The sequence below is a fragment of the Roseobacter sp. FCG-D35 genome, from assembly GCF_033436665.1.
Taxonomy (GTDB): Bacteria; Pseudomonadota; Alphaproteobacteria; order Rhodobacterales; family Rhodobacteraceae; genus JAWQFO01.
The window spans coordinates 21,022-44,060 of the sequence record NZ_JAWQFO010000006.1 but is presented as its reverse complement, the minus strand read 5'-3'; the positions used below and the strand labels follow the sequence as shown (position 1 = coordinate 44,060).

Genomic DNA, 23,039 nt, shown 5'->3' with positions numbered 1-23,039 from the left:
CCGCTGCACCGCGGGGTCAGGGTCCGAAGATCACGCGCTGGACAATTCCGCGTCGAAATCCCGCACGAGTCTGGCGAAGGCCTCGGGCTCTTCAAGGTGCGGTGAGTGTCCCGAGTGCGCGAACCGCACAAGGTGGGCTGCTTCCGAGGTGTCTGCGAGCCAGCGCGCCGTCTCGGCTGGATAGACGCGGCTCGATGCGCCGTGCGCCACGCGCCATGGGATGGTCACGCCGCGCGCTGCGGCGCGCAAGTCCATCGCCAGCATATCGTCCCAGTAATCCGCCATCCGGACCGGATCGTTCGACAATACCTGCGCCAAGGCCTGCGACCGGGACAAGCCAGGCGCCCCGGACTTGTTGGCAAACATCGTCGTGGCGATCTTCTGAGCTGCCGCAGGCCAGTCGGTCCGGATTTCCCGGGTGGTGCGGCGCAGTCGTTCGGCATTGCTGCCGAGCAATCCCAGTTTCCAGTTTGAATCGTTCAGCGGGCGCGGGCTCATGTCGACCGTGACCAGCCCCGCAATGCCCTGGCCCCCGTGTCGTTCCAGCCACGACCAGGCGACGGCTGCCCCCAGGGACCAGCCGACGACAATGGCCTCTGTCCCGGTTTCGGCGACTTCGCTGTCCAGCGTTGCCACGGCCGCGTCGAGTGAAGCCGTGCCATTGCGCAGCGCGCCATGTCCCGGAAGGTCGGGCGCACGCACGTCAGGGCCGAGCCGTGCGGCGAGGTCGTCGAATATGGCGCCGCGCATCGTCCAGCCGTGCAGCAGGATGACGGGACGATTGAGACGCCTTGCCGTCACCGCCCGGCTCGCAGCCGGCCAACGATGCCCGCGGGGAAGAAATAGACACTGAGGATGAACAATACACCCAGCCACAGCAGCCAGCGGTCCGGATCGAGCAGCCGGGACAGCAAGGGGATCGCCACGGTCGCATCGGCGGCAGAGCCCATCAGGTTTTGCAGGTAGGTCTGCGCAAGCACCAACAGCGTCGCCCCGATGGCAGCCCCCCAGATCGTGCCCATGCCGCCGATCACGACCATCAGCAAAAGGTCGAGCATGATCTCGAAGCTCAGTGTGGTGTCCGGTCCGACATAGCGCAGCCAAAGCGCAAAGAGGCTGCCGGCAAGCGCCGCCACGGCTGCCGAAATGCAGGTTGCGATTATCCTGTAGCGCACGACGCGATAGCCGATCGCTTCGGCCCGGAAATCGTTCTCGCGGATGGCCTGAAGCACGCGTCCGAAGGGGGAATTGACCACCCGGAGCAGAACGAGGAAGAGAACGAGCGACGTGGAAAAGATCAGGTAGTAGTTTAGGATCTTGCCGGTAATGGCGATGCCCGCGAATTCGCCCATCCTGTTGGCCGGGCCAAGCGCTCTCGGGATCTGGAACGTGAAGCCGTCCTCGCCCCCGGTTATGGACGACAGCTGGCTCACCAGCACCGCCACCGCGGACGCGACGGCAAGCGTGATCATGGCAAAGAAGATCGCACGGACCCGCAGGGAAAACAGGGCGATCACCAGGGCGAAGGCCGTTGCCAGCGCAGCCCCGGCGAGGCTGCCGATCAGAAGCGATCCGAACCCCCGACCGAGGTGCTGCGAGGCCAGCCCGACGCCATAGGCGCCCATGCCGAAGAACATGGTGTGCGCGAAGCTCACGATGCCGGTGTAACCGAGCAACAGGTCGTAGCTTGCCGCCAGCAGGATGAAGACCGAAATCCGCGCCGCCGTATCCAGCGCCCGCACTCCGGGAAAGAGGAAGGGCGCAAAGAGCAGGCCGACGAAGATCGCCAGCAACAGCACTGCAAGGATGCGCGACCGCGGGCGGTCATCGGAGATGAGGTTCGTGAGCATGGACCTACTTTGCCTTGACCACGGGCAACATGCCCTGCGGTCGCCACATCAGGATCGCCGTCATCAGACCGATGTTCGAGATCAGGGCCAGCTTCGGTTCGAGAAACGCGATGTAATTCTGCAAAAGACCGACGAGCAATGCGCCGATGAACGCGCCTTCGACCGAACCGAGCCCGCCGATGATGACGACGATGAAAACGAGGATCATCATCTCTTCGCCCATGCCTGCGGTGATGACCTCTTCGTAGAGGCCCCACATCACGCCGCCGAGCCCGGCAAGCGCCGATCCGGCAACGAAGACCCCGATGAAGACCAGCCGAAGCCGGTAGCCGAGGGCCTCGACCATTTCGCCGTTCTCGACCCCGGCGCGCACGATCAGGCCGATCTTGGTGCGGCGAAAGACGAGGCGCATGGCGACGAAGAGCACCAACCCGATCACGACGGCAAGCAAGCGGTACTTTTCCAGCGCGGCCCCCCAGAACGTCACCGCGCCCTTGAGCATCTCGGGGCGCGCGAAAAAGATCTCTTCGGGACCCCAGATCACGTGGATGAGTTGTTCCACGACGATCAGGCCGCCGACCGTCACCAGGATCTGCTTGAGATGCGCGCCGTAGACCGGCTTGACGATCACCCGTTCGAAGGCCCAGCCCAGCAGTCCGGTCACCGCCATCGCGGCCAGCACGGCAAGCAGGACAACCGCGAGGTTCAGCGCGAGCGAAGGTGCCTGCGCCCACTGGGCGAGGCCCAAAAGTACGCTGACACCGACAAAGGCCCCCACCGAGATGAAGGCGCCGTGGCCGAAGTTGATGACGTCCATCAACCCGAAGACAAGCGTCAGGCCCGATGCCATGATGAAGATCATCATGCCCATGGCAAGCCCGGACACGGTCAGGGTGAGCCAGCTTGACGGGTTGCCGATCGACAGGAATCCGAGCGCCAAGACAAGCGGCACGAGCAACACGGGCATCCAGTGCGAGAGGCGCGCCCCAATGCCAAGGCGCGCCATCGTCGGGCGATGATCCGGGGCCGCGGTCATCGTTCACACGCCTCGAGCGTCGAAAGCCCGTCCATGACAAAACGCGGAAATCCGAGCACAGTTGTCATACCGTCTCCATGGTCAGGCCCATCAACCGCTCGAGCAGGGCCGCGTCACCGGCAAGGGTTTTCATCGCACCGCTCCAGACGACTCGTCCGTCGTCCATCACCACCGCGTGGTCGCCCAATGCGCGCGCCACGGCGAAGTTCTGCTCGACGAGAAGGATGGACGCACCTTGCGTTTTCAACTCGCGCAGGGCTCCGGCCATGGTCGACACGATTGCCGGGGCCAGGCCTTTGGTAGGCTCGTCGATCAGATAGAGCTTGCGGTCTTCGGCCATCGCGCGGGCGATTGCCAGCATCTGTTTCTGCCCGCCGGACAGTGTGCCGGCCGCGGATCGCCAGAACGTGCGCAAGGGCGGGAACGCCTCGAAGATGCGATCGCGCCGGATGGGATCGAGCGGACCGGATGCGGCGGCCAGCACCATGTTCTCCTCGACGGTCAGGTCGGAGAAAATGCCCATGTCCTCGGGCACGTAGCCAATCCCGGCGCGCGCGCGATCTGGGGTTCGGGCGCCCGAGATGTCGGTCCCGTCGAAAAGGATCTGCCCGGCCCGCGCCTGCCAGTGCCCGATGATCGTCCGGAGTGTCGTGGTCTTCCCCACCCCGTTGCGGCCCAAAAGCATGGTCACCGCCCCGCGTGGCACCTCAAGGTCGACGCCATGCAGGATGTGATACTGCGCGATGTCGGTATGGACGTCCGTGAGCCGCAGGATCGGATCAGACATCTGCAAGGTCCTTGCCCATGTAAGCCTCCTGCACCACGTCCGAGGTGATGACCTCGCCCGGATCGCCGTCGGCGACCAGCGCGCCGTTGTGAAGCACGATGATCCTGTCGGCGAGCGTGCGAATGACGTCCATCTTGTGCTCGACCAGCAGGATCGTGCGGTCCGTTTCGGCCTTGAGCTGCGCGATAAGATCGAGAACGACCGGTGCCTCGTCGGCACTCATCCCGGCGGTCGGTTCGTCGAACATGTAGACCTTCGGATCGAGCGCGATCAGCATGGCGACCTCCAGCTTGCGCTGGTTGCCGTGGCTGAGTTCGCTCACTGGCTTGTCCTTGACCGAGTCCAGTCGAACCCGTTCCAGAACAGCCATCGCCTGGTCCGTCAGAGCGGTATGGCGCGATGCCATGGACAGGAAGGCGCGTGGCACCGGCCGGTGGGCCTGGATCGCGAGACGGACGTTTTCCAGCACGCTGAGGCCTGGAAAGAGGTTCGTGAGCTGGAAGGCGCGGCCCAATCCACGGCGACAGCGCTCGGACGGCGCAAGCCGGCCGATGTCCTCGCCCATCAGTCGGACCGTACCGGCGGTGGCGGGGATCTGGCCCGAGATCAGGTTGAAGTAGGTGGTCTTGCCCGCGCCGTTGGGGCCGACGATGGCGGTGAGTTCGCCGGCCTGAAATGCGCAGCTCACCGCGTCGACCGCCACGTGTCCGCCGAAGCGAACGGTCAGGTCGAATGTCTCTAGAAGGTTGGTCATGAAACGTCCCGGGAACGGTCTTTCGGGGCGGTATCGCCCCGCCGGCAGCCATCAGTTGCGGATCGGAATATCCATGTCGTCGATGCCGAGTTCACGGACCAGCACCGGAACGCCGTAGTCCTTGCCGTCCTGAATCTCGGTCCGGAAATGGTACATCGCCTGCAGCGCCTGGTGATCCTCGGGGCGGAAGCGCATGGTGCCCTTGGGGGTCTCCCACTCCATTCCCTCCATTGACTCGATCAGCGCTTCGGTATCCTCGGCGCCGCCCGCGGCGCGGATCGCCTCGACCACCGCGATCCCGGCGGCCATGCCACCGGCGGTGAAGAAGTCCGGCGGGCTGTCATAGCGTTCGAGGTGCTGTTCGACGAGCCAGGTGTTCACGTCGTTCTGCGGAATCTCGTAATAGTAGTAGGTCGCCCCTTCGAGGCCCGGCAGTTCCTTGTAGGCGGTGAGCGCCGCGAGGATGTTGCCGCCCGTGGCGATCTCGATCCCGAAACGCGACGGGTCCATCGCGTTGATCTTTCCCATCGGGTTGCCGCCGCCGGCCCAGATGATGAAAAGCTTCTTTTCGCCTTCGACGCCTTCCATGGCGTTGAAGATCCGCTCGGCCGCCGCGGTGAAGTCGGTGGTATCTGTCGGTACGTATTCCTCGTGCGCAACCGTCGCGCCGGTGCCTTCCAGCGCCTCGCGGAATGCGGCCACGCCGTCCCGACCGAAGGCATAGTCCTGCGCGAGTGTGGCGATCGTGACGCCCTCGCCGCCAAGGGCCACGGCGTTCGAGATGGCATCCTGCGACGAATTCCGCCCGGTGCGGAAGACGTAGCGGTTCCAGGCTTCGCCTGTGATCGAGTCGGCCACCGCCGGCTCCACGATCAGCACACGCTCGTATTCCTCTGCCACGGGGAGCATCGCAAGTGCGACGCCGGAACTCACCGGACCCACCGCGATCTGCGCGCCGTCATCGCCATAGGCCTCGGCAAGAACCGCCCGGCCCGTCGCGGGATCGAGTTGCGTGTCCTTTTCGATGACGGTGATCGGCTCGCCGTCGATCTCCATCGTTCCACCGGTTGCATACTCGAGGCCGAGCATCAGGCCGATGTGGCTTTGTTCGGCATAGGCTTCGAGTGCGCCGGTCTTGCCGTAGACATGCGCAACAAGAATTTCCGCTTGCGCCGCGCCTGCACCAATGGCGAAAGCAACGGCTGCTGCACCAGCGGTTTTCAAGGTCGACATCCCAGTCTCCTCCCTGGATCAAATGCAATTTATGAAACATGAATCAGTTTTCACGTCAAGCTTTACGCGAGGTCGGTCCAACCCCGCAGAGCGGAGGACCAAGACAAGGCTGGAAAGCCACAGAAGCCGAAAGACATCGTGAAGGAGCGGCGGCAGGCTAAAGCGCCGCAGGACCAGGGAATGAGCACTGCGAAGGCTGTGCGCCGGATCGGCGTGACGCAGGAAACCTACTCCCGGTGTGTTCCCGCCCAAACACGATGCCTCATCGGCCCGGCAACCACAGGGCAAGCGGCGGCCAGGCGACGATGAGCGCGACCACAAGCAGCGAGCAGAGAATGAACGGAAAGGCGGCGGTGTAGATCTGTCGCATGGTCGTTTGCGGCGGTGCCACCCCCTTCATCACGAAAAGAAGAAGGCCGAAGGGCGGCGTCGTAAAGCTGATCTCGAGCGCGAGGAGCATGATCAGCGCAAACCAGATCAGGTCGAACCCGAGACTTTCGGCCAGCGGGAAGAAGATCGGCACCGTGAGCAGCATGATCGAGATCTGCTCCATGAACATGCCCAGCATCAGGAGCACCATGAACATGACGAACAGCATCGCGATCGGAGAAAGCTCGAAACCCGTCGTCCATCGGATCAGTCCCGTCGAGGCACCCGAAAAGGCAAGGATCTGGCTGAAGGTGGCCGAACCGAAGACGATCAGGAAAGCCATGAGCGTCACCCGAAGAGCGCCCTTCACCGATGCCTTCAGCGCGTCAAGCGTCAGGCAGCGGAACAGCGCTGCGAGGAGGATGACACCAAGCGCGCCAAAGGCCGCGGCCTCGGACGGGGTGACGATCCCCCCGATCATCATCGCCACGATTCCGACCATGAGACCGACCATCGGAACGACGTCCCGCAGGAGAAACCCGAGCTTCTTCGACAACGAGATCGGTTCGACCTCGTAGGCCGGCGCCGCGGCGGGATCGATCCGGGTCTGGAGCCAGATCGTGGCGCCGTAGAACGTGGCGAGAACAAGCCCCGGCAGCACGCCTGCAATGAGAAGCGCGCCGACGTCGATCTCGGCGAGCGTGGCGAGAAGAACGGCCAGCGCCGAGGGCGGGATGATGATCGCAAGCCCGCCGGTTCCGAGGATCGGACCGACCGACATGTGGGTTTTGTAGCCGCGCCGGTTCATCTCGGGCACCATGAGCGACCCGAGAAGCGCCGTGGACCCCATCGAGGAGCCCGAGAGCGTCGCGAAACCTGTGCCGCCCAGCACCGTCACATAGGACAGTCGCCCCGGCAGACGCCCGAGCAACCTGTCGATCGCGTTGAACATCCGCGCCCCGAGCCCGGTCTGGAAAAACACCTCGCCCATCAGCAGGAACAGCGGGATTGGCACCAGTCCAAAGGTTGCGAGCGACGCCCAGCCGTTGTTGAGAAGCTGAACGACGCCGCGCTCGCCTCCCATGAAAACCCAGGCGCCCAGGATGTTTGCGGCGAGAAAGGCCAGCGCCACCGGCATTCCAATGCCCATGAGCACAAGGATCGCGCCCAGAAGCAGCCCCAGGGCTTCATACCATTCCATCACTCGTGGATTCCCGCCTGCCCGGTGTGCAGAAGCTCGTCCCCGGAGACGAAACGTGCGAATTCGACGGCCATGAGAGTGAAGCTCACCGGCAGGGTCACTGTCAGGAGCCAGCGCGGGAAGAAATAGGCACGCACATCAAAGTCGTTGCGCTCGATGTTGATCAGCACGAGATCCACGCCCTTCCAGGCAAGGAGCGCGCAGACAAGCACGCATAGCAGGGCGACCACCCGGCTGACGAAGCGCTGCGCTGCACCCGGCAGAGCCGAGGTCACAAGCTCGATGTGGACGTGACCGCGCTCGCGCACGAGCCAGGGCGCACCCAGCATTGTCATGTAGAGCATCCCGTATTCAGCCGAAGTGAAGAGCCACGCGAACGGCTGTATCCCGGCATTGCGCATCGCGACCGAGACCACGATCGAGACCATCAGCCAGACGAGGGTGAGCCCCGCGATCACGGCCATGGCGTCGATCAGGATCCTGTAGGCGCGAGAGAGGACGGGCATGGACGCTCCTGGGCGGTGAAACGGCGGCGCGGATCCCGCGCCGCCGTCGTGTCGTGTCGCGATCAGTCGAGCGCGGGGTCGTAGAAGAGCTCGATCAGCCGATCATAGTTGCCAGCGCCCTGCGGGCTCTCTTCCATCAGCTGCTTCATGCGGTCCCAGGTCGTCTGCCGGGCGGCAGCGAGGTAATTGTCCCGTGCCTCGCCCTCGAGCGCGATCGTGGTCATTCCGGCCTCCTCGAGCGCGGCGAGCTCCTGCTCCGCCTTTGCGCCGAGCCGCTCCGCCGTCTCTGCCTCATGGGCGATTGCCGTCTCGGTCAGGATGGTGCGTGCCTCATCCGAGAGCGCATTCCAGCGCTCGAGATTCATGATCACGCCGAGGTCGGTCGAGAAGAAGCAGGGGTCGATCCGGTATTGCACGAACTCGTTCCACTTGAGGTCCATGAGCCCGATCTGCGTCCAGCCGGTGGCGTCCACGACACCGCGTTCGAGCCCGGCGTAGACGTCGGTCGTCGGCAGATCGATCACCTGCGCCCCGAGGTAGTCGGTGAAGAATGCGTTGTAGACGGCGTTCCCGCGCAGTTTGATCCCGTCGACGGAGAGGTTGCCGTCCGCGTCGAACTGCGGTTCGTTCACCATCCAGAGATTGTAGCAGACGTTCGAGTCGAACCAGCCGAGGTACTTCACACCCATCTTTTCCTGGTGGATTTCGTCGATGAGGTCGATACCGCCGCTCGCGCGCGCCTCGGGCCCGGTCAGGTTGGAGGCGACCAGGGCGTCCTTTTCGGGCAGAGTGCCGCCGTAGAAGGAGCCGGGGGTATAGACCATGTCCACCACGCCGTCGCGCACGGCGTCCGGCTGCTGGAACATGCCGATCGCCTCGGGCCCGCCGCGCACCTCGATCTGCACGACGCCCTCGCCCGCCGCATTCACCTTGTCGACGAATTCGAGGAAGCTTTTCGTGTAGATCAGCGTCGCCGGAAAGGCGTGGACCGCCGTCACCACGTCCTGCGCCGAGACCGCAGAGGCGGCGAGCGCCCCGGCGGTGACGGTTCCGAACAGAATATGTCTCATCGCGTTACTCCCTGTCGTTGCGGGGCGCGGCCCGGTGCCGTCCCCTTCGCTTGCGCCGATTCCGGCGTCATTCCGATGCGGGCCATGTCCAGCCCATTGCGCGCCGCGCCGCCGCGAAGGCGTCAAGCGCCGGACGGTGGCGCGCCGTGAGGTCGATATCGTCCCAGCCCCGGATGATCTTGGTCCTCCAGACGGGGTCGAGCGACAGGGCGGCCTGCCGGTCCCCGAAGCTGACGGTCATGGTCTCGAGATCGATGTCGAGTGATTGCGGATCGGCAAGGTAGCCGGTCAGTGCCGCGTACGCCTCCTCTTCGATCACGGCCGGCAAAAGGCCGTTGCCAACGGCATTGCTCGCGAAGATATCGCCGAAGCTCGGTGCAAGGACCGCGCGGACGCCGAAGTCGACCAGCGCATAGACCGCTGCCTCGCGCGAAGATCCGCAGCCGAAATTGCGCCCCGCAACGAGAACCGTGGCGGGCGTGTCGTTCAGCGGATGCGTGAGTTCGGATCCGTCTGGCCCAAAGCGGGCGTCGTGGAGCAGGAACCGACCATAGCCTTCGCGGCGCGGCGCGGACATGAAGCGCGCCTGGATCAGCCGATCGGTGTCGATGTTGTCCTCCGGAAGAAGAACCGCGAGACCCTCGTGGCGTGTCCAGCCGCTCATGCGACGCGCCTCCCCTCGAGCATCGGGCGTACGTCGGCAAGTGCGCCCGACACCGCCGCCGCTGCGACCATCGCAGGCGACATGAGGTGCGTCCGCGCCCCGCGCCCCTGCCGGCCCCGGAAGTTGCGGTTGGTGGTCGAGGCGCAACGCATCCCCGGCGGGACGATGTCGCCATTCATGCCGACGCACATGGAACAGCCCGACGCCGCCCAGTCCAGCCCGGCTTCGGCGAAGATGCGGTCGAGCCCTTCGGCCTCGGCCTGCCGCTTTACCGCCATCGACCCTGGTGCGACGAGCCCCGGCACTTTTGCGCGACGGCCGGCCAAGACTGCCGCAGCTGCGCGCAAATCCTCGATCCGACCATTGGTGCAAGAGCCGATGAAGACCTGGTCCACGGGCGTTCCGATCAGCGGGCGCCCGGGCGCGAGCCCCATGTAGTCAAGCGCCTCCGCGACATGCGCCGCCTTCGCGGGCTCCAGGCGTGCCGGGTCCGGTACCGTCCCGGTGATGGGCAGGGCGTCTTCGGGCGAGGTGCCCCAGGTGACGACCGGTGCGATTTCAGCAGCATCGATCGCAACTTCGCGGTCGAAGTCCGCGCCATCTTCGGTGACAAGCCCGCGCCAGTCCGCAACCGCCCGGTCCCACTGCGCGCCTTTCGGCGCAAAACGGCGGCCTTCGAGATACGCGAAAGTCTTATCGTCCGGAGCCACCATCCCGAAGCGCGCGCCGCCTTCGATCGAAAGGTTGCAGAGGGTCAGGCGTCCTTCCATCGACAGGTCCCGCACGACCTCGCCTGCATATTCGACGGCGTGCCCGCGCGCGCCGTCGGCGCCGAGCTTCGCGATCCAGCCGAGGCCAACGTCCTTGGCGCCCACTCCGGGGCCGAGGCGCCCGTCGATCCTGATGCGCATGGATTTCGGTCTGACCTGCCAGACCGATTGCGTGGCAAGCACATGCGCAACTTCGGTGGCCCCGACCCCGAAAGCCATCGCGCCAAACGCGCCGTGGGTCGAGGTATGACTGTCCCCGCATGTGATAAGCAGCCCCGGCAGCGTCAGTCCCTGCTCGGGCCCGATCACATGGACGATGCCCTGCCGGGGATCATCGAGGCCGTAGAGCGAAATCCCGTGGGCCGCGCAGTTCTTCGCGAGCGTTTCGATCATGCCCGCGATCTTCGGATCGATTATCTGCCCGCGCCGCGTCGGAGCGTAGTGGTCGGCGACCGCGAAGGTGAGTTCCGGATGGGTGACGGCCAGATCCCGCTCCGCGATCTTGCGGAACGCATGGTGCGAGCCTTCATGGACGAGGTGACGGTCGACCCAGAGAAGCGACGCCCCATCCTCGCGCCGAACGACCTCGTGCGCGGTCCAGAGCTTGTCGAAGAGAGTTCGGGGCGCCCCTGTCATGCGTCCGCTCCCGGGCCGATGACCGGCTCCCAATGCCGGGCCCCATCCGCGCCGACGCGGGCGAGCGCCATTTCGAGCCGGAAGAGATCGGGGCGGTAGAGGGCGGACAGATACTCGACGCCCCGCTCCGCGTCCTCCCGCACGATACGCGTCAAGGCAAGAAGCGCCGATCCGACCGGCACACGTAACGCCTCGGCGACATCCGGCGCGGCAAGCGTGGCCGAAACCGACTGCGTGGCCGACCCGACGGTTACGCCGCTGCGCTCCAGAAGACTGAAGAGCGGCGTGGTCGCGAGGTCCGCTTCGGAATAGTTGCGCGCGATGTCCTCGGGGACGTGGGTCGTGAGGTGCGAGAAGGGCGTCTCGTCGATCAGCCGCACGCGCACCGCCGTCTGCACCATCTGCCCCTCGGAAAGTCCCAGCCCTGCGGCGACGCGCGGCGGTGGCGGGCCGTAGGAGAACGAAAGGAGCCGGGCCGTCGTCTCGCGTCCCATGCGCACGATCTGGGGGATCAGCGTCGTCATGTCGGCGGCGATGGCGGCTTCGTCGGTCTTGGCGGTCACGACCGAGCCCGCACCCGTCCGCTTCTCGATCAGCCCGTCGGCTGCCAGCGTCTCGAGCGCGCGGCGCACCGTGACACGGGAGACGCCGTGCGCCTCGGCCAGCTTCTGCTCACCCGGAAGCGCCGTCCCCGGCGTCAGGCGACCCGCGGCGATCTCTCCTTTCAAAAGGAGATAGACGCGCCGCGCCTTGCCGCCATCCGGCAGAATTCCTGTATCGAGTTGGCCCAATCGCACCCCTCCGCTCGGTCGCAGGTTAAAGTGGGGCTATCGGTTTTCAAGTGTTTTCATGCGAGACAGGACAGAAATATGACTTTTGATTTTCAGAAACCTGTCCTACAAATCATACAGGCTCTGGGCGGGGGGGACGCAATGCCGGTCGTCGAGGCACATCTGATCGAAGGCAACGAGAGTGAGGCCAAGTCGCGCCTTGCCATCGCGCTGACCGGCGCCGTCCGGCAGGTGCTGCCGGCTGCGCTCGACGGGATCACGGTGATGATCCACGAGTTGAAGGCCGACGCATATATGCGAGGCGGGCAGCACAAAACCCCTGCTGCGGCCCTGCCGGACCCGGTGCAGATGGTGAAGGACTTCCTGTCCGCGATGGAGGCACGCGACCTCGACCAGGCCCGTACCTTCCTCGCCCCCGACTTCGTCATGTATTTCCCCGCGCAAGCGCCGATGCACCGGCTCGAAGAACTCGTGGAATGGTCGAAGCCGCGCTACCGTTTTGTCCGGAAGACCTACGAAGCCTTCGACGTGACCTCGGGCGCAACCGGGCCCACGGTCTATGTCTTCGGCACGCTTCACGGCGAATGGCTTGACGGGACGATCTTCTCGGGCATTCGCTTCGTCGACCGGTTCGAGACGGCCGGAGGGCTCTTCACCCGTCAGGATGTCTGGAACGACATGGCCGAGACGAAGGCCAGCGCATGACAACGATCGACCCGATCACGCTTGCGGTTCTGGCAGGTCGCATGGAGCAGATCGCCGACGAGATGGACGCGACGCTGTTCCGCGCGGCCTTCAACCCGATCATTGCCGAGGCGCACGACGCTTCGCACGGAATCTACCACCCCGAGACGGGCGCGACGCTGGTGCAGGGCAAGTCGGGCCTTCCGATCTTTGTGGGCGTGATGGCCTACGGGGTCGCCGCCGTGATCGAGAAGGCGCGCGAGAGCGAAGTGGCCGACGGCGACATCTGGATCTTCAACGACGCCCATATCGGCGGGACACATCTGTCCGACATGCGGCTTGTCCGGCCGTATTTCCACGACGGGCGCATCTTCTGCTGGCTCGCCTCGGTCGGCCACTGGCATGACGTCGGCGGCGCGGTCCCGGGGAACTACAACCCCGGCGCGACCGACGTCTTTCAGGAAGCCTTCGTGCTGCCACCCGTGCGCCTCGCGCGCGGCGGCGAGATCATCGAGGATGTGGTCGATATCGTGCTCCGCAACACGCGCCTGCCGCAGTCGGCGCGGGGAGACCTGAACGGGCAACTGGGTGCGCTCGACCTCGGGGTGAAGCGGCTCGATGCGCTTCTCGGCGAATACGGGGAGACGACGATCCGCGCCGCGCTCGATGCGCTGTCGGACCGGGCCGAGGCGCTGATGCGCGCGGAACTCGAAGCACTGCCGGACGGGCGATGGGAGGCGGAGGACTTTCTCGACAACGACGGGATCACCGATGCCGCGTTGCCAATCCGGGTGGCGCTCGAGCTACGAGGCGACCGGCTGACGCTCGACTTCACCGGGACTGCGCCCGCGACAGCCGGTCCGGTGAACATCGCGCGACCCACGGCGGTCGCTGCGGTCTACGTGGCGATCAAGCATGTCTTCCCGGCGATGCCTGCGAACGCCGGCGTGATGCGGCCGCTGGACGTCGTGATCCCCGAGGGATCGCTTCTTGCTGCCGAGTTCCCGAAGCCGACCGGCGGCTACACCGAGACGATACTGCGGATGATCGACGTGATCTTCTTGGCCATGGCCGGGGCCGCGCCGGACCGTGTGGTGGCGAATGCCTACGGCACCATCAACGCGCTATCGATTGCAGGGCGGCGAGAGAGCGGCACGCCCTGGGTCATGTTCTCTTTCTACGGCGGTGGGCACGGTGGATCGTTGGAGTCCGACGGTCTCAACCACGGCAACGCCCCGATCTCGACCGCGACGATCCCGCCCCTCGAGATCCTCGAGGCCGCCTATCCGGTGATGTTCCGCCAATGGGCCCTTCGTCCCGACAGTGCAGGGGCGGGGCGACACCGAGGCGGGCTCGGTGCGCTCTACGAGATCGAGCTTCTGGAGGAGCGCGCCGAGGCCTTCCTCTTCGGAGAGCGCGGCCAATTCGCACCGCAGGGTGTCGTCGGCGGCGCGCCGGCCGCGTTGAACGCCTTTCACTGGGAGACCGAGGATGGATGGCAGGCGCCGCCGCTCGCTTCCAAGATGCGGGGCATCCGGCTGGAGCGCGGCCGCTCCGTACGGCTCCAGACGCCGGGCGGGGGCGGCTACGGGCCGCCTTCCGAACGGCCCGCAGAGGCCGTCGCCCGGGATGTCGCGCTGGGATATCTGAGCGCCGAGAAGGCAGACGCCGACTACGGGTCCGCGTGGCGGGAGGTTCACCGATGAAGTTGGTTGGCGTGGACGTGGGCGGGACATTCACCGATATCTTCGTGCTTGACGAGACGACGGGTCGCGCCGAGGTCACCAAGGTCCCCACCACCCGCCCCGACCAGTCGGGCGGGTTCCTCGCTGGCATCCGGGACCGGGTCCCGGATCTTGCCGACCTTTCCGTCGTCGTTCACGGCACGACCGCCGGAACGAACGCGCTTCTGGAACGCAAGGGCGCGAAGGCGGGCGTCATCACTACAGAAGGCCTGCGGGACGTGCTCGAGATGCGCCGCCGCGACAGGCCTCGGACCTGGGGTCTGCGCGGAGACTTCCTGCCCGTGGTGCGCCGCGACCTGCGGCTAGAGGTCCCGGAGCGCACGCTTGCCGACGGTACGATCCGCACGGAGATCGACCTTGATGCGGTCCGCGAGGCCGCCCGCACACTTCTGGCGCAGGGCTGCGAAGCGGTCGCCATCCTCTTTGCCAACGCCTACGCCAACCCGGCGAACGAGGCCGCGGCGGCCGAGGCCGTTCGCGCGCTCTGGCCGAACCCGCATGTCACCGCTTCGCACGAGATCCTTCCCGAGATCCGCGAGTTCGAGCGCTTCTCGACCGCAGCACTCAACGCGTATCTGCAACCGGAAGTGGCGGGCTATCTCGACCGGCTCGAGACCGCGCTGAAGGGCGGCGGATTTGACGGCGAATTCCTGATCGTCCAGTCGAACGGCGGCGTCATGGGGGTCGAGACCGCCTGCCGCCGGCCCGTGCGAACGGCGCTGTCCGGGCCCGCGGCGGGCGTGATCGCGGCGGCCCATATCGCAACCTCCGCGGGGTTCGACAACGTCGTGACCGGCGACATGGGCGGAACCTCTTTCGATGTCGCACTGATTGCGGACGGCCAGTCGGTGCTCTCGCCGCAGACCTCCATCGACTTCGGACTTGTCATCCGCCAGCCGATGATCGAGATCGCCACGATCGGCGCGGGCGGCGGCTCGATCGCCTGGGTGGACGCCGGGGGCCTTCTCAACATCGGACCGGAAAGCGCGGGCTCGGATCCCGGTCCCGTCGCCTACGGGCGCGGGAACGACCGGCCCACGGTGACCGACGCCAACGTTGTTCTCGGTCGGATCGACGCCGACAGTCCCATCGGCGGGCAGGCCCGTCTGGACGTCGAAGCGGCGCGGGCCGCGATCGCCGACCGCATCGGCGCGCCGCTCGACCTCTCGGTCGAGGCGGCGGCGGAAGCGATCCTCGCGGTCGCCAACTCCCGCATGGCGGGCGCGATCCGCCTCGTTTCGATCGAGCGCGGCTTCGACCCGACACGCTTCGCCTTCCTGCCGTTCGGCGGGGGCGGCGCGCTTCATGCCTGCGCACTCATGCGTGACGTCGGCCTCGCCCGCGCGATCGTGCCCCGCTATCCCGGTGTAACCTCTGCAATGGGGTGCGTGATCGCCGACATGCGCCACGACTTCGTGCAGACGGTCAACACGATGCTTGATACGGTCGACGGGCCAGAGCTTGCCTCGCTCGTCCAGTCGCACGCCGACAGCGGCCACCGGCTGCTCGACGCCGCCCGGTCCAGTTTCGAAAGCCGTGACGTGACCGTGGAACTCGACATGGCCTATGCCGGCCAGACGCATACGGTTTCGGTTCCCCTCGTCCTCGCGCTAAATGGCGAGCGGTTCCGCCCGCCCACGCATGACGACATCGCGACGGCCTTCGATGTCGCCTACCGCGCGAGTTTCGGTCGGCTCCTTCGGGATGGGGTTCGCCGGATCGTCAACCTGCGGACCTCCGTGACAGGGCGGCGGCCCAAGTTCGATCTTAAGGTCCTCGCCCCACTGGAAGGCGGCAGCTTGGAAGGCGCCCGGCGCGGAACGCGCGCCGTGCATTTCGGAGATGCCTGGGCCGAGACAGCGATCTACGACCGCCTCTCGTTGCCGGTGGGCGCCCGCATCGCCGGGCCGGCGATCCTCGCTCAGCCCGACACGACAATCCTGATCGAGCCGGGCCACGCGGGCGAGGTCGATTCCTTCGGCAACGTCCTCATCACGCGGGAGACGTCATGACCCCGATAGATCCCCGGCGCACGGCGCTTCTGACCATCGATCTGCAGAACGACTTCCTGCACCCGAAAGGCGCCTATGGTCGGGCGGGCCAGACGGCCGAGGCCATCGCCGCGCTGCCCGCGCGCATCGCGCCCATTGCGGACGGTCTGCGAGCGAAGGGCGGAACCTACATCTCGGCCCAATTCACGCTGGTCCCGGGACCGGACGGCGCGCCGCTGATCGCGCCGCACCTGAAGGCTCTGAGACCGTTCCTGGGGAAGGGAGACTTCGCACCGGGCGCATGGGGCCATGCCCTGATCGACACGCTTGCCCCGGCCGACTACATCATCGAGAAGGTCGCCTATTCCGCCTTCTACCAGACGCGGCTCGAGTACATCCTGCGCGCGGTGGGCATCGACACGCTGATCGTGGGCGGAATCGTCACGAACGGCGGCGTCGCCTCGACGCTGCGCGACGCGCATCTTCGCAACATCGAGACCGTGATGCTGACCGATGGTTGCGGCGCCTTCCGACAGGATGTGCACAAGGCGACCCTGATCTCGCTCGGCACCGTGACGCACCAGATGACCTGCGCCGAGGCGCTTTCGGCCATCGAGGCCACCTCGTGAGCCTCCGCGAGCGCCTCGCGGCGGACCGCGTCGTGGTGGCGCCGGGCGTCTATGACGGGCTGACCGCGGCGCTCGCCGCGAACGCGGGGTTCGAGGCGCTTTACCTGTCCGGCGCGGCCGTCGCTTACACGCGTCTCGGCCGACCCGACATCGGACTCACCTCCATGTCCGAGATGGCCGACACGATGGCGCTGATCCGCGACCGGGTGGACCTGCCGGTCGTCATCGATGCCGACACAGGATTCGGGAATGCGCTCAACGCGCAGCGGACGATGCGGGTCTACGAACGCGCCGGGGCCTCGGCGCTGCAGGTCGAGGACCAGACCTATCCCAAGCGCTGCGGGCATCTCGCCGACAAGTCGCTGGTGCCCGCAGCCGAGATGGCCGGCAAGATCCGCGCCATGTGCGACGCGCGCAAAAGCGACGAGACGCTGGTGATTGCCCGGACCGACGCGATCGCGGTCGAGGGGATCGAGGCCGCCCTCGACCGGGCCGAGACCTACCTGGAAGCCGGGGCCGACGTGCTTTTTGTTGAGGCGCCGCAGTCCGCCGAGGAAATGGCGCGCATCGCTCGCACCTTCGCCGGCCGCGTGCCGCTTCTGGCCAACATGGTCGAGGGCGGCGCCACTCCGATCAGGTCGGCGCAGGAACTGGAAGCGGTCGGCTTCTCCATCGTCATCTTCCCTGGCGGCATCGTGCGCGCGCTGGCCCGCTGCGCCAAGGACTACTACGGCAGCCTGCACACCCACGGCTCGAACCGGCCCTTCGCGGCCCGCATGTTCGACTTCGACGGGTTGAACGAGGTTCTCGGCACGGCAGACATGCTGGCAGACGGCAAGCGTTACGAGGGCGGCTGATGGCCGATGTCGCCCCGCCGCCCACCGCCTTCGACGGCAAGGTCGAGACGCTGGTGATCGGCGCTGGCGCCTGCGGAATGGTCGCCGCGCTTTCGGCAGCGGAGGCCGGGCAGGACGTCGCCATCCTGGAGCGCGACGCGACGCCCGCAGGCTCGACCGCGTTGTCCGCCGGACTGATCCCGGCGGCGGGCACGCGCTTTCAGCGAGAGGCCGGGATCAAGGACACGCCTGACCTCTTCGCGTCCGACATCCAGAAGAAGGCGCAGGGAGAGAACGACCCCGATCTCGTGACCCGCCTCGCAGTCGGTGCTGCGGGCGTGGTCGAGTGGCTTGCAGACCGGCACGGGCTTCCCTTCTCCGTGGTCACCGATTTCGACTATCCCGGGCACTCACGGCGCCGCATGCATGGTCTGCCCTCCCGTTCGGGCCGCGAACTCGTAGACCGGTTGCGCACCGCCTGCGAGGCCGAGGGCGTGCCGATCCTTTGCGAGGCGGCCGTCACGACACTTCACGCCGAGAGCGACCGGGTCGTCGGGGTCACGGTCGCGCGCCCCGACGGAACGGTCGAGCGGATTGGATGCGGCCGGCTCATCCTCGCCTGCAACGGCTTCGGCGGAAACCGCACGCTTGTGCGGCGCCATATGCCTCAGATCGCCGACGCGCTCTGGTTCGGCCATGACGGCAACCGGGGCGAGGCGGTTCTCTGGGGCGAGGCGCTGGGTGCGGCCGCGGGCCAACTTGGCGCCTACCAGGGACATGGCAATGTCGCCCATCCGCACGGCATCCTCATCACGTGGGCGACGATCACCGAGGGCGGTATCCAGGTAAACGCGGACGGCCGGCGCTTCTGGAACGAAGCGCAGGGCTATTCCGAAGCCGCGCGCGCGGTACTAACCCAGCCCGGCGGGCTGGCGTGGACGATCTTCGATGACCGGATCGCGGGCGTGGCGCGCCAGTTTGCCGACTTCCGCGCGGCGGAGCAGCAGGGGGCGATCACCCGCGCCGATACGATCGAGGACCTTGCCGAGGCGCTCGGGCTGCCTGCTGCCACGCTTGCCGGGACACTTTCGGCTTTGCCTCACGGCGCAACAGATCCGTTCGGCCGGGTTTTCGCGACGCCGCCTCTCGCCCCTCCCTTTTGCGGCGTGCAGGTCACCGGAGCGTTGTTCCATACCCAGGGCGGACTGCTCACCGACGACCAGGCCAGGGTTCTGAAGGCAGACGGCTCTGCATTTCCCAACCTGCAGGCAGGCGGTGGCGCGGCATGCGGGGTATCGGGTGCGGCGGACACCGGATATCTCTCCGGCAACGGCCTTCTTTCGGCTGTCGTGCTGGGTCGGCTTGCGGGAGCTGCGGTTCGATAGGTTCGGCAGGTGCCGTCCGGAGCGTCTGGCCCGAGCGACCGAGTCCTTGTTCGCGCGATTCATCAGGGAGAAGCCAAGGCAACAGCCTCATGCGTTCGCACCCGAGCAACGAAGGTTCCCGCTATGGCTCACTCCTACGCGGGCCACCAAAGACATGTCAGCGGGCCGGCTCGAACCCCAAGCCCCGCATGCTGTCAAGTTCCTGCCGAATGCCAAGCTCGATATGCCGTAGCACCGCCCGCATCCGCCTTGGCATCGGACGGCGAGGCGGCCATAGCAGGCTGATCGGGCGCAGCGGGTAATCCGGGTCCGGCAGCACCGGCACCAACGTCCCGGCGCGGATGTCGTCCACAACCTGGTAGCCGAAGAAAGCCCCGAACCCGACCCCGTGACGGCAAAGGCGGCGGGCCAGCGCCACGCTGTCGCACTCGAATACCACATTGGGGCGGACGCTGAACGGATGACCCGTGGCGTCTCGGAAGCGCCAGATGAGCCCGAACTTCCGCTGAGAGATGTCGATGCCGATACAGGGCAGCGTATTGAACTCGGTGGCGGAGGTCGGCAATCCAACACGGTCGATCAGCGCGGGCGCGGCGCAGAAGGGCCCGGTCGAAAGCTTCAACGGCAGGCTTCGAGACGAATGCCTGAACGAGCACCTGTTCCCGACCCTGCGCCATGCCCGCCATCTGATTGCGGAGTGGCGCGACGACTACAACCACCACCCCCCGCACTCGAGCCTCGACGGGCTCACCCCGCGGGAGTATCACCAACGGTCAGAAGAGGACCAAAACCCTGAACAGAGCTAACCTATAAACGCGGACTCCGAGGGGAGCAGGTCACAGTTGGAGTGGCAAACTGAACGATTTCAGTTGATTAGATCCAAAATCGGTCCGCGAACGCATCAATGCAACCCAGCTCTGGGAGGCATGGATCGAGGCCGAAGATCAGCGCCGGCACAGCTTTCTCGGCTCGATGTCGTGGCGCGAGCGCAACGGCACTCGTTACTTGTACCGCAAGATCGGCAAGGTCGAACATAGCCTTGGCAAACACTCCGAAGACACCGAAGCCAGGTATGCCGCCTTCCACAGCGCCCAGGATCGCAACGCATCCCGCCTGTCTGATCTCGCAGAGGAAATGAACACCTGGGCCGCCATTCTCTGTGGCCTCGGGATGGGGCGACTTCCCCTCACCGCCGCCCGAGTGCTCCGCGAGATCCGGGCGCACGAGAAACTCTCGCCCCTGCGGATGGTCGGAACCAACGCGCTCTGTGCGTACGAAGCGCTTGGCAGCGTGCGGTTCAAGGACGGGGCCACCGCCACCGGTGACATCGACCTGCTGCAAGACGATCGACGCCGGCTGCGTCTGCTGACCGAAGAAATAGAACCCATCGGACTCAGCAAGCTGATCCAGAAGCGTGTCGGCAACAGTTTCGAACTACGTTGCCAGAACGACCTCCGCCTTACGAACTCGAAGGGATACATGGTCGAACTCATTCGGCCAGAGCCCCGCCCGATCTATCGGTCCACGCCCGGCGCGAACCCTACCGGGGCCGACGAGATATCCCCGGCGCCCGATCCGAAGTTCTGGGCCACACACAAGATCTGGTTGTCGCGCCGCGAGGATCGCGACCCCTGGCAAATCCGACCGCGACCAGCTCCAGGCGCGCACGCCCATCGACCTGCTGTCTAAGCGTTTGCCGCAATACCCGATGGATGACGCGTTCCTGTCGATTCTACCAGCAACGCTCACAGAAAACCTCCGGGAGGAGATTGCGCGATCGAGCACTGTCCGGTCCGACACCCCGAACTGGTGAGCCTCGAAAAGCTGAGCAATTAGACCGCGGATATTCCGATCAGCGCGAGGCTCCATCAGGCGGAAGGCTCGACCGGGGATCAAGGCGTCAAAGGGCCGGGTCACCGCCGGCAAGATCGGCGGCGATGCGCCTGCCTCAAAATTTGGATTTGAGGCGGACGCAGCGCTCTCGTAGCGTCGAAAGATGATCCAGACCGTCCCTTGCAGGAGCGCTCAACGCCGCCTCGGGACCATCGCCACAGCGGTGATGCCGGACGTGCAACGTCCGGCGACCACGCGGGAGAGTTGATGTGCATCCCATCCGGAACTCTTCTTGGAAAACAGAAGCGGCGAGGCGCCCTTTCCGCTTCCTGCGATTGACAACCGCCGCCCTCGTGTCGCTCTCGACACTGACCGCCTGCGCGAAACAGCCGGCGCCGGGCGTGACCGTGGATGGTCGCGAGGCAGAATGCCTGGCGCGCGCAATGTACTTCGAGTCGCACCGGTCCAGCCGGGACGGAATGGTTGCCGTCGGCAGCGTCGTCATGAACCGGGTCGACTCCGAGGCCTATCCCGGTTCCGTGTGCGCTGTCGTCGCGCAGCCAGGACAGTTCGCTCCCGGCGTCACAAGCCGGCCGATGACCAGCCGGGCCCTCCCCCTGGTCCGGGAGGCCGCGACGTCGGTCCTCGTCGGGGAACGGCATCCCCTGGTCGGCAATGCCGAGTTTTTCCACGCTGCGAGCTACAGTGCGGGTTACAACAACATGCACTACGTGCTCGTAACCGGCGGAAACGCCTTCTACGAGAAGCGCGCGCCGCACCTCGTCAAGCAACCGACGCCGCCGCGCCCAATCGAAGGGTTGACCCGTTGAAAAACCGGTAGACAGTCCGCAAGGTATTTCGTTGGTCAATGCACTGAGCTCGCAGCCGCCTGACCCTTAAACCGGCCATAGATGCTGCGCTCGAGATGCAACTCACCGAACATCATCCGTTGCGTTTTCCTTTCTGCACGGCGACAAGCATCTCGGGCCTGGGCATGGAGACTTGCATATCCTCCGGCGGAAACGGCTCAAGCCGCAGTGTCGAACTCCGGTGGATTGCCGCGTGCGACAATGCCTCGGTCGAACAAGTGCGCGATTTCGGTATCGTCCAGCCCCGTGACCTCGCTGAGGATTTCTTCGGTGTTCGCGCCAAGCACTGGCGCGGGTCGTGGCGGCTCACGGAGAAGAGCAGAAAAATCCGCCGCGTGACCCGGAACCGGAAAGCTGCCCAAACCTTCCTGCAGAAGATCTTCGAACATCGGGTTTTCGGGGCCAAGGTCGGGGTCTTCGGCAACCGCCTGTTTCGTGGTGCGGAACTTCGACCAGGTCAGTTTCGCCTTGTCGAACGCCCGGGCGACCTCATCAGAACTGCGCTCTGCGAACCAGGGTGCCAGAATGGCGGTGATCTCGGTGCGAAGCGCCCAACGCACGCCCTCATCGGCAAGATCGCATCCGGTCCTGCGGGCGAGCGCCGCCAACTCGGCGTCCTTGTCCGTGGTGCTCACAAGCCCTTTCCATTGTCGGCTGGTAAGGCCGATGACCATGATCCGCGCGCCGTCTGCGCAAACGAAATCCTGCCCGTAGGCACCGTAAAGCGCATTCCCCGATTTCCCACGCTCGGCTTCGTTCAGAACCGCATCGCCGATCATGCCGAGGTGTCCGAGCGTGGCGGCTGCGATGTCTTTCAAGGTAAGGGTCACTTCCTGACCTTCTCCCTTGCGCAAGCGGTGTCGTTCCGCGGCCAGCACAGAAGAGACACACGTGTGGCCCGCGATCAGATCCCAAGCGGGCAGCGCATTCGCCACCGGGCCCTCATGGTCTTCGGGTCCGGTAATGTCGGGGATTCCAAGGGCCGGGTTCACCGTGTAGTCAACTTGGGGCCGCCCATGCCGGTCACCGAGGAGCGTGACCATGATCAGGTCCTTGCGATGCTGGCTTAGCGTTTCGTAGTCCATCCAGCCGCGCACGCGCAGGTTCGTCAGAAACACACCGGCATCCTTGCCCGGAGCCGTGATGGTGCGGGTGATCAGCTCGCGGCCTTCGGGACGGCTCATGTCGACGGCAATGGATCGCTTGCCCTTATTGAGCCCGGCCCAGAACAGGCTCTTTCCCAAGGGTGCAAGGGGCCAGCGACCGGAATCGAGACCGCCCTGCAAGCGGTCGAAGCGGATCACGTCCGCGCCCATTTGCGCAAGCGTCATGCCTGCCAGCGGCACAGCCACGAAGGCCGACCCTTCCACGACGCGAAGTCCATCGAGTATTCCGGCCAT

Annotated in this window: 22 protein-coding genes and 1 pseudogene; 9 read left to right on the top strand and 14 right to left on the bottom strand. The window is 65.8% G+C overall.

Features of this window, described 5'->3' with window-relative positions; genetic code table 11:
- Positions 1 to 30 precede the first annotated feature (30 nt).
- From R5H30_RS14510 to R5H30_RS14455, 12 genes are all read right to left on the bottom strand, one after another.
- Complete coding sequence (locus tag R5H30_RS14510) at positions 31 to 801, bottom strand: alpha/beta fold hydrolase (protein ID WP_318329192.1); 771 nt, start codon at positions 799 to 801, stop codon at positions 31 to 33.
- Complete coding sequence (locus R5H30_RS14505) at positions 798 to 1,850, bottom strand: branched-chain amino acid ABC transporter permease (protein WP_318329191.1); 1,053 nt, start codon at positions 1,848 to 1,850, stop codon at positions 798 to 800. Before R5H30_RS14505 ends, R5H30_RS14510 begins: the two co-directional genes overlap by 4 nt.
- Positions 1,851 to 1,854: 4 nt before the next feature.
- Positions 1,855 to 2,886, bottom strand: coding sequence for a branched-chain amino acid ABC transporter permease (locus tag R5H30_RS14500; protein WP_318329189.1), 1,032 nt, complete (start codon positions 2,884 to 2,886; stop codon positions 1,855 to 1,857).
- 64 nt (positions 2,887 to 2,950) lie between these two features.
- On the bottom strand, positions 2,951 to 3,673 hold the full coding sequence (locus R5H30_RS14495) for an ABC transporter ATP-binding protein (RefSeq protein ID WP_318329188.1): 723 nt from the start codon (positions 3,671 to 3,673) through the stop codon (positions 2,951 to 2,953).
- Entirely contained in the window at positions 3,666 to 4,427 is a 762-nt protein-coding gene (locus tag R5H30_RS14490) for an ABC transporter ATP-binding protein (RefSeq protein ID WP_318329186.1), read from the bottom strand. Before R5H30_RS14490 ends, R5H30_RS14495 begins: the two co-directional genes overlap by 8 nt.
- 51 nt (positions 4,428 to 4,478) lie before the next feature.
- The gene (locus R5H30_RS14485) at positions 4,479 to 5,660 is read right to left on the bottom strand and encodes a substrate-binding domain-containing protein (protein ID WP_318329184.1); all 1,182 of its coding nucleotides are present in this window, start codon (positions 5,658 to 5,660) and stop codon (positions 4,479 to 4,481) included.
- 262 nt (positions 5,661 to 5,922) lie between these two features.
- Positions 5,923 to 7,230 carry a TRAP transporter large permease gene (locus tag R5H30_RS14480; protein ID WP_318329183.1) on the bottom strand — a complete coding sequence of 436 codons (1,308 nt, stop codon included), beginning with the start codon at positions 7,228 to 7,230 and terminating at the stop codon, positions 5,923 to 5,925.
- Positions 7,230 to 7,736 carry a TRAP transporter small permease gene (locus R5H30_RS14475; protein ID WP_318329182.1) on the bottom strand — a complete coding sequence of 169 codons (507 nt, stop codon included), beginning with the start codon at positions 7,734 to 7,736 and terminating at the stop codon, positions 7,230 to 7,232. The genes R5H30_RS14480 and R5H30_RS14475 overlap by 1 nt, the downstream gene beginning before the upstream one ends.
- Positions 7,737 to 7,798: 62 nt before the next feature.
- Positions 7,799 to 8,806, bottom strand: a complete 1,008-nt coding sequence (gene dctP, locus R5H30_RS14470; RefSeq protein ID WP_318329181.1) for a TRAP transporter substrate-binding protein DctP — start codon at positions 8,804 to 8,806, stop codon at positions 7,799 to 7,801.
- A gap of 67 nt (positions 8,807 to 8,873) precedes the next feature.
- Positions 8,874 to 9,470 (bottom strand): 3-isopropylmalate dehydratase small subunit, encoded by a 597-nt coding sequence (gene leuD, locus R5H30_RS14465; RefSeq protein ID WP_318329180.1) that lies wholly within the window; start codon positions 9,468 to 9,470, stop codon positions 8,874 to 8,876.
- Positions 9,467 to 10,876, bottom strand: coding sequence for a 3-isopropylmalate dehydratase large subunit (gene leuC, locus R5H30_RS14460; protein ID WP_318329179.1), 1,410 nt, complete (start codon positions 10,874 to 10,876; stop codon positions 9,467 to 9,469). The genes leuD and leuC overlap by 4 nt, the downstream gene beginning before the upstream one ends.
- A complete protein-coding gene (locus R5H30_RS14455; RefSeq protein ID WP_318329178.1) occupies positions 10,873 to 11,667 on the bottom strand; it encodes a GntR family transcriptional regulator in 795 nt (264 codons plus the stop codon). The genes leuC and R5H30_RS14455 overlap by 4 nt, the downstream gene beginning before the upstream one ends.
- Before the next feature lie 141 nt (positions 11,668 to 11,808).
- Between R5H30_RS14455 and R5H30_RS14450 the strand changes: the two genes are divergently transcribed.
- Genes R5H30_RS14450 through R5H30_RS14425 form a run of 6 tightly spaced genes read left to right on the top strand, consistent with a single transcriptional unit; the run spans position 11,809 to position 18,937 of the window.
- Entirely contained in the window at positions 11,809 to 12,372 is a 564-nt protein-coding gene (locus R5H30_RS14450; protein ID WP_318329176.1) for a nuclear transport factor 2 family protein, read from the top strand.
- Entirely contained in the window at positions 12,369 to 14,057 is a 1,689-nt protein-coding gene (locus R5H30_RS14445; RefSeq protein ID WP_318329175.1) for a hydantoinase B/oxoprolinase family protein, read from the top strand. Before R5H30_RS14450 ends, R5H30_RS14445 begins: the two co-directional genes overlap by 4 nt.
- A complete protein-coding gene (locus R5H30_RS14440) occupies positions 14,054 to 16,108 on the top strand; it encodes a hydantoinase/oxoprolinase family protein (protein WP_318329174.1) in 2,055 nt (684 codons plus the stop codon). The genes R5H30_RS14445 and R5H30_RS14440 overlap by 4 nt, the downstream gene beginning before the upstream one ends.
- Positions 16,105 to 16,716, top strand: coding sequence for a cysteine hydrolase family protein (locus R5H30_RS14435; protein ID WP_318329173.1), 612 nt, complete (start codon positions 16,105 to 16,107; stop codon positions 16,714 to 16,716). The genes R5H30_RS14440 and R5H30_RS14435 overlap by 4 nt, the downstream gene beginning before the upstream one ends.
- On the top strand, positions 16,713 to 17,573 hold the full coding sequence (locus R5H30_RS14430; RefSeq protein ID WP_318329171.1) for an isocitrate lyase/PEP mutase family protein: 861 nt from the start codon (positions 16,713 to 16,715) through the stop codon (positions 17,571 to 17,573). The genes R5H30_RS14435 and R5H30_RS14430 overlap by 4 nt, the downstream gene beginning before the upstream one ends.
- Complete coding sequence (locus R5H30_RS14425) at positions 17,573 to 18,937, top strand: FAD-dependent oxidoreductase (RefSeq protein WP_318329170.1); 1,365 nt, start codon at positions 17,573 to 17,575, stop codon at positions 18,935 to 18,937. Before R5H30_RS14430 ends, R5H30_RS14425 begins: the two co-directional genes overlap by 1 nt.
- 157 nt (positions 18,938 to 19,094) lie before the next feature.
- Here R5H30_RS14425 and R5H30_RS14420 read toward each other — a convergent pair whose 3' ends face one another.
- Positions 19,095 to 19,502 (bottom strand): LysR substrate-binding domain-containing protein, encoded by a 408-nt coding sequence (locus tag R5H30_RS14420; RefSeq protein WP_318329169.1) that lies wholly within the window; start codon positions 19,500 to 19,502, stop codon positions 19,095 to 19,097.
- A 31-nt stretch (positions 19,503 to 19,533) separates the two neighbouring features.
- Between R5H30_RS14420 and R5H30_RS14415 the strand changes: the two are divergent.
- The 3 genes and pseudogenes from R5H30_RS14415 to R5H30_RS14405 all read left to right on the top strand — a co-directional run.
- Positions 19,534 to 19,743 (top strand): annotated as a pseudogene (locus tag R5H30_RS14415) (integrase core domain-containing protein); the annotation flags it as partial.
- A gap of 199 nt (positions 19,744 to 19,942) precedes the next feature.
- Positions 19,943 to 20,626 carry a GSU2403 family nucleotidyltransferase fold protein gene (locus R5H30_RS14410; RefSeq protein ID WP_318329167.1) on the top strand — a complete coding sequence of 228 codons (684 nt, stop codon included), beginning with the start codon at positions 19,943 to 19,945 and terminating at the stop codon, positions 20,624 to 20,626.
- Positions 20,627 to 21,138: 512 nt separating this feature from the next.
- Complete coding sequence (locus R5H30_RS14405) at positions 21,139 to 21,600, top strand: cell wall hydrolase (RefSeq protein ID WP_318329454.1); 462 nt, start codon at positions 21,139 to 21,141, stop codon at positions 21,598 to 21,600.
- Positions 21,601 to 21,797: 197 nt separating this feature from the next.
- On the opposite strand, the gene R5H30_RS14400 is transcribed toward R5H30_RS14405, so the two are convergent.
- Positions 21,798 to 23,039, bottom strand: coding sequence for a CoA transferase (locus tag R5H30_RS14400; protein ID WP_318329166.1), 1,242 nt, complete (start codon positions 23,037 to 23,039; stop codon positions 21,798 to 21,800).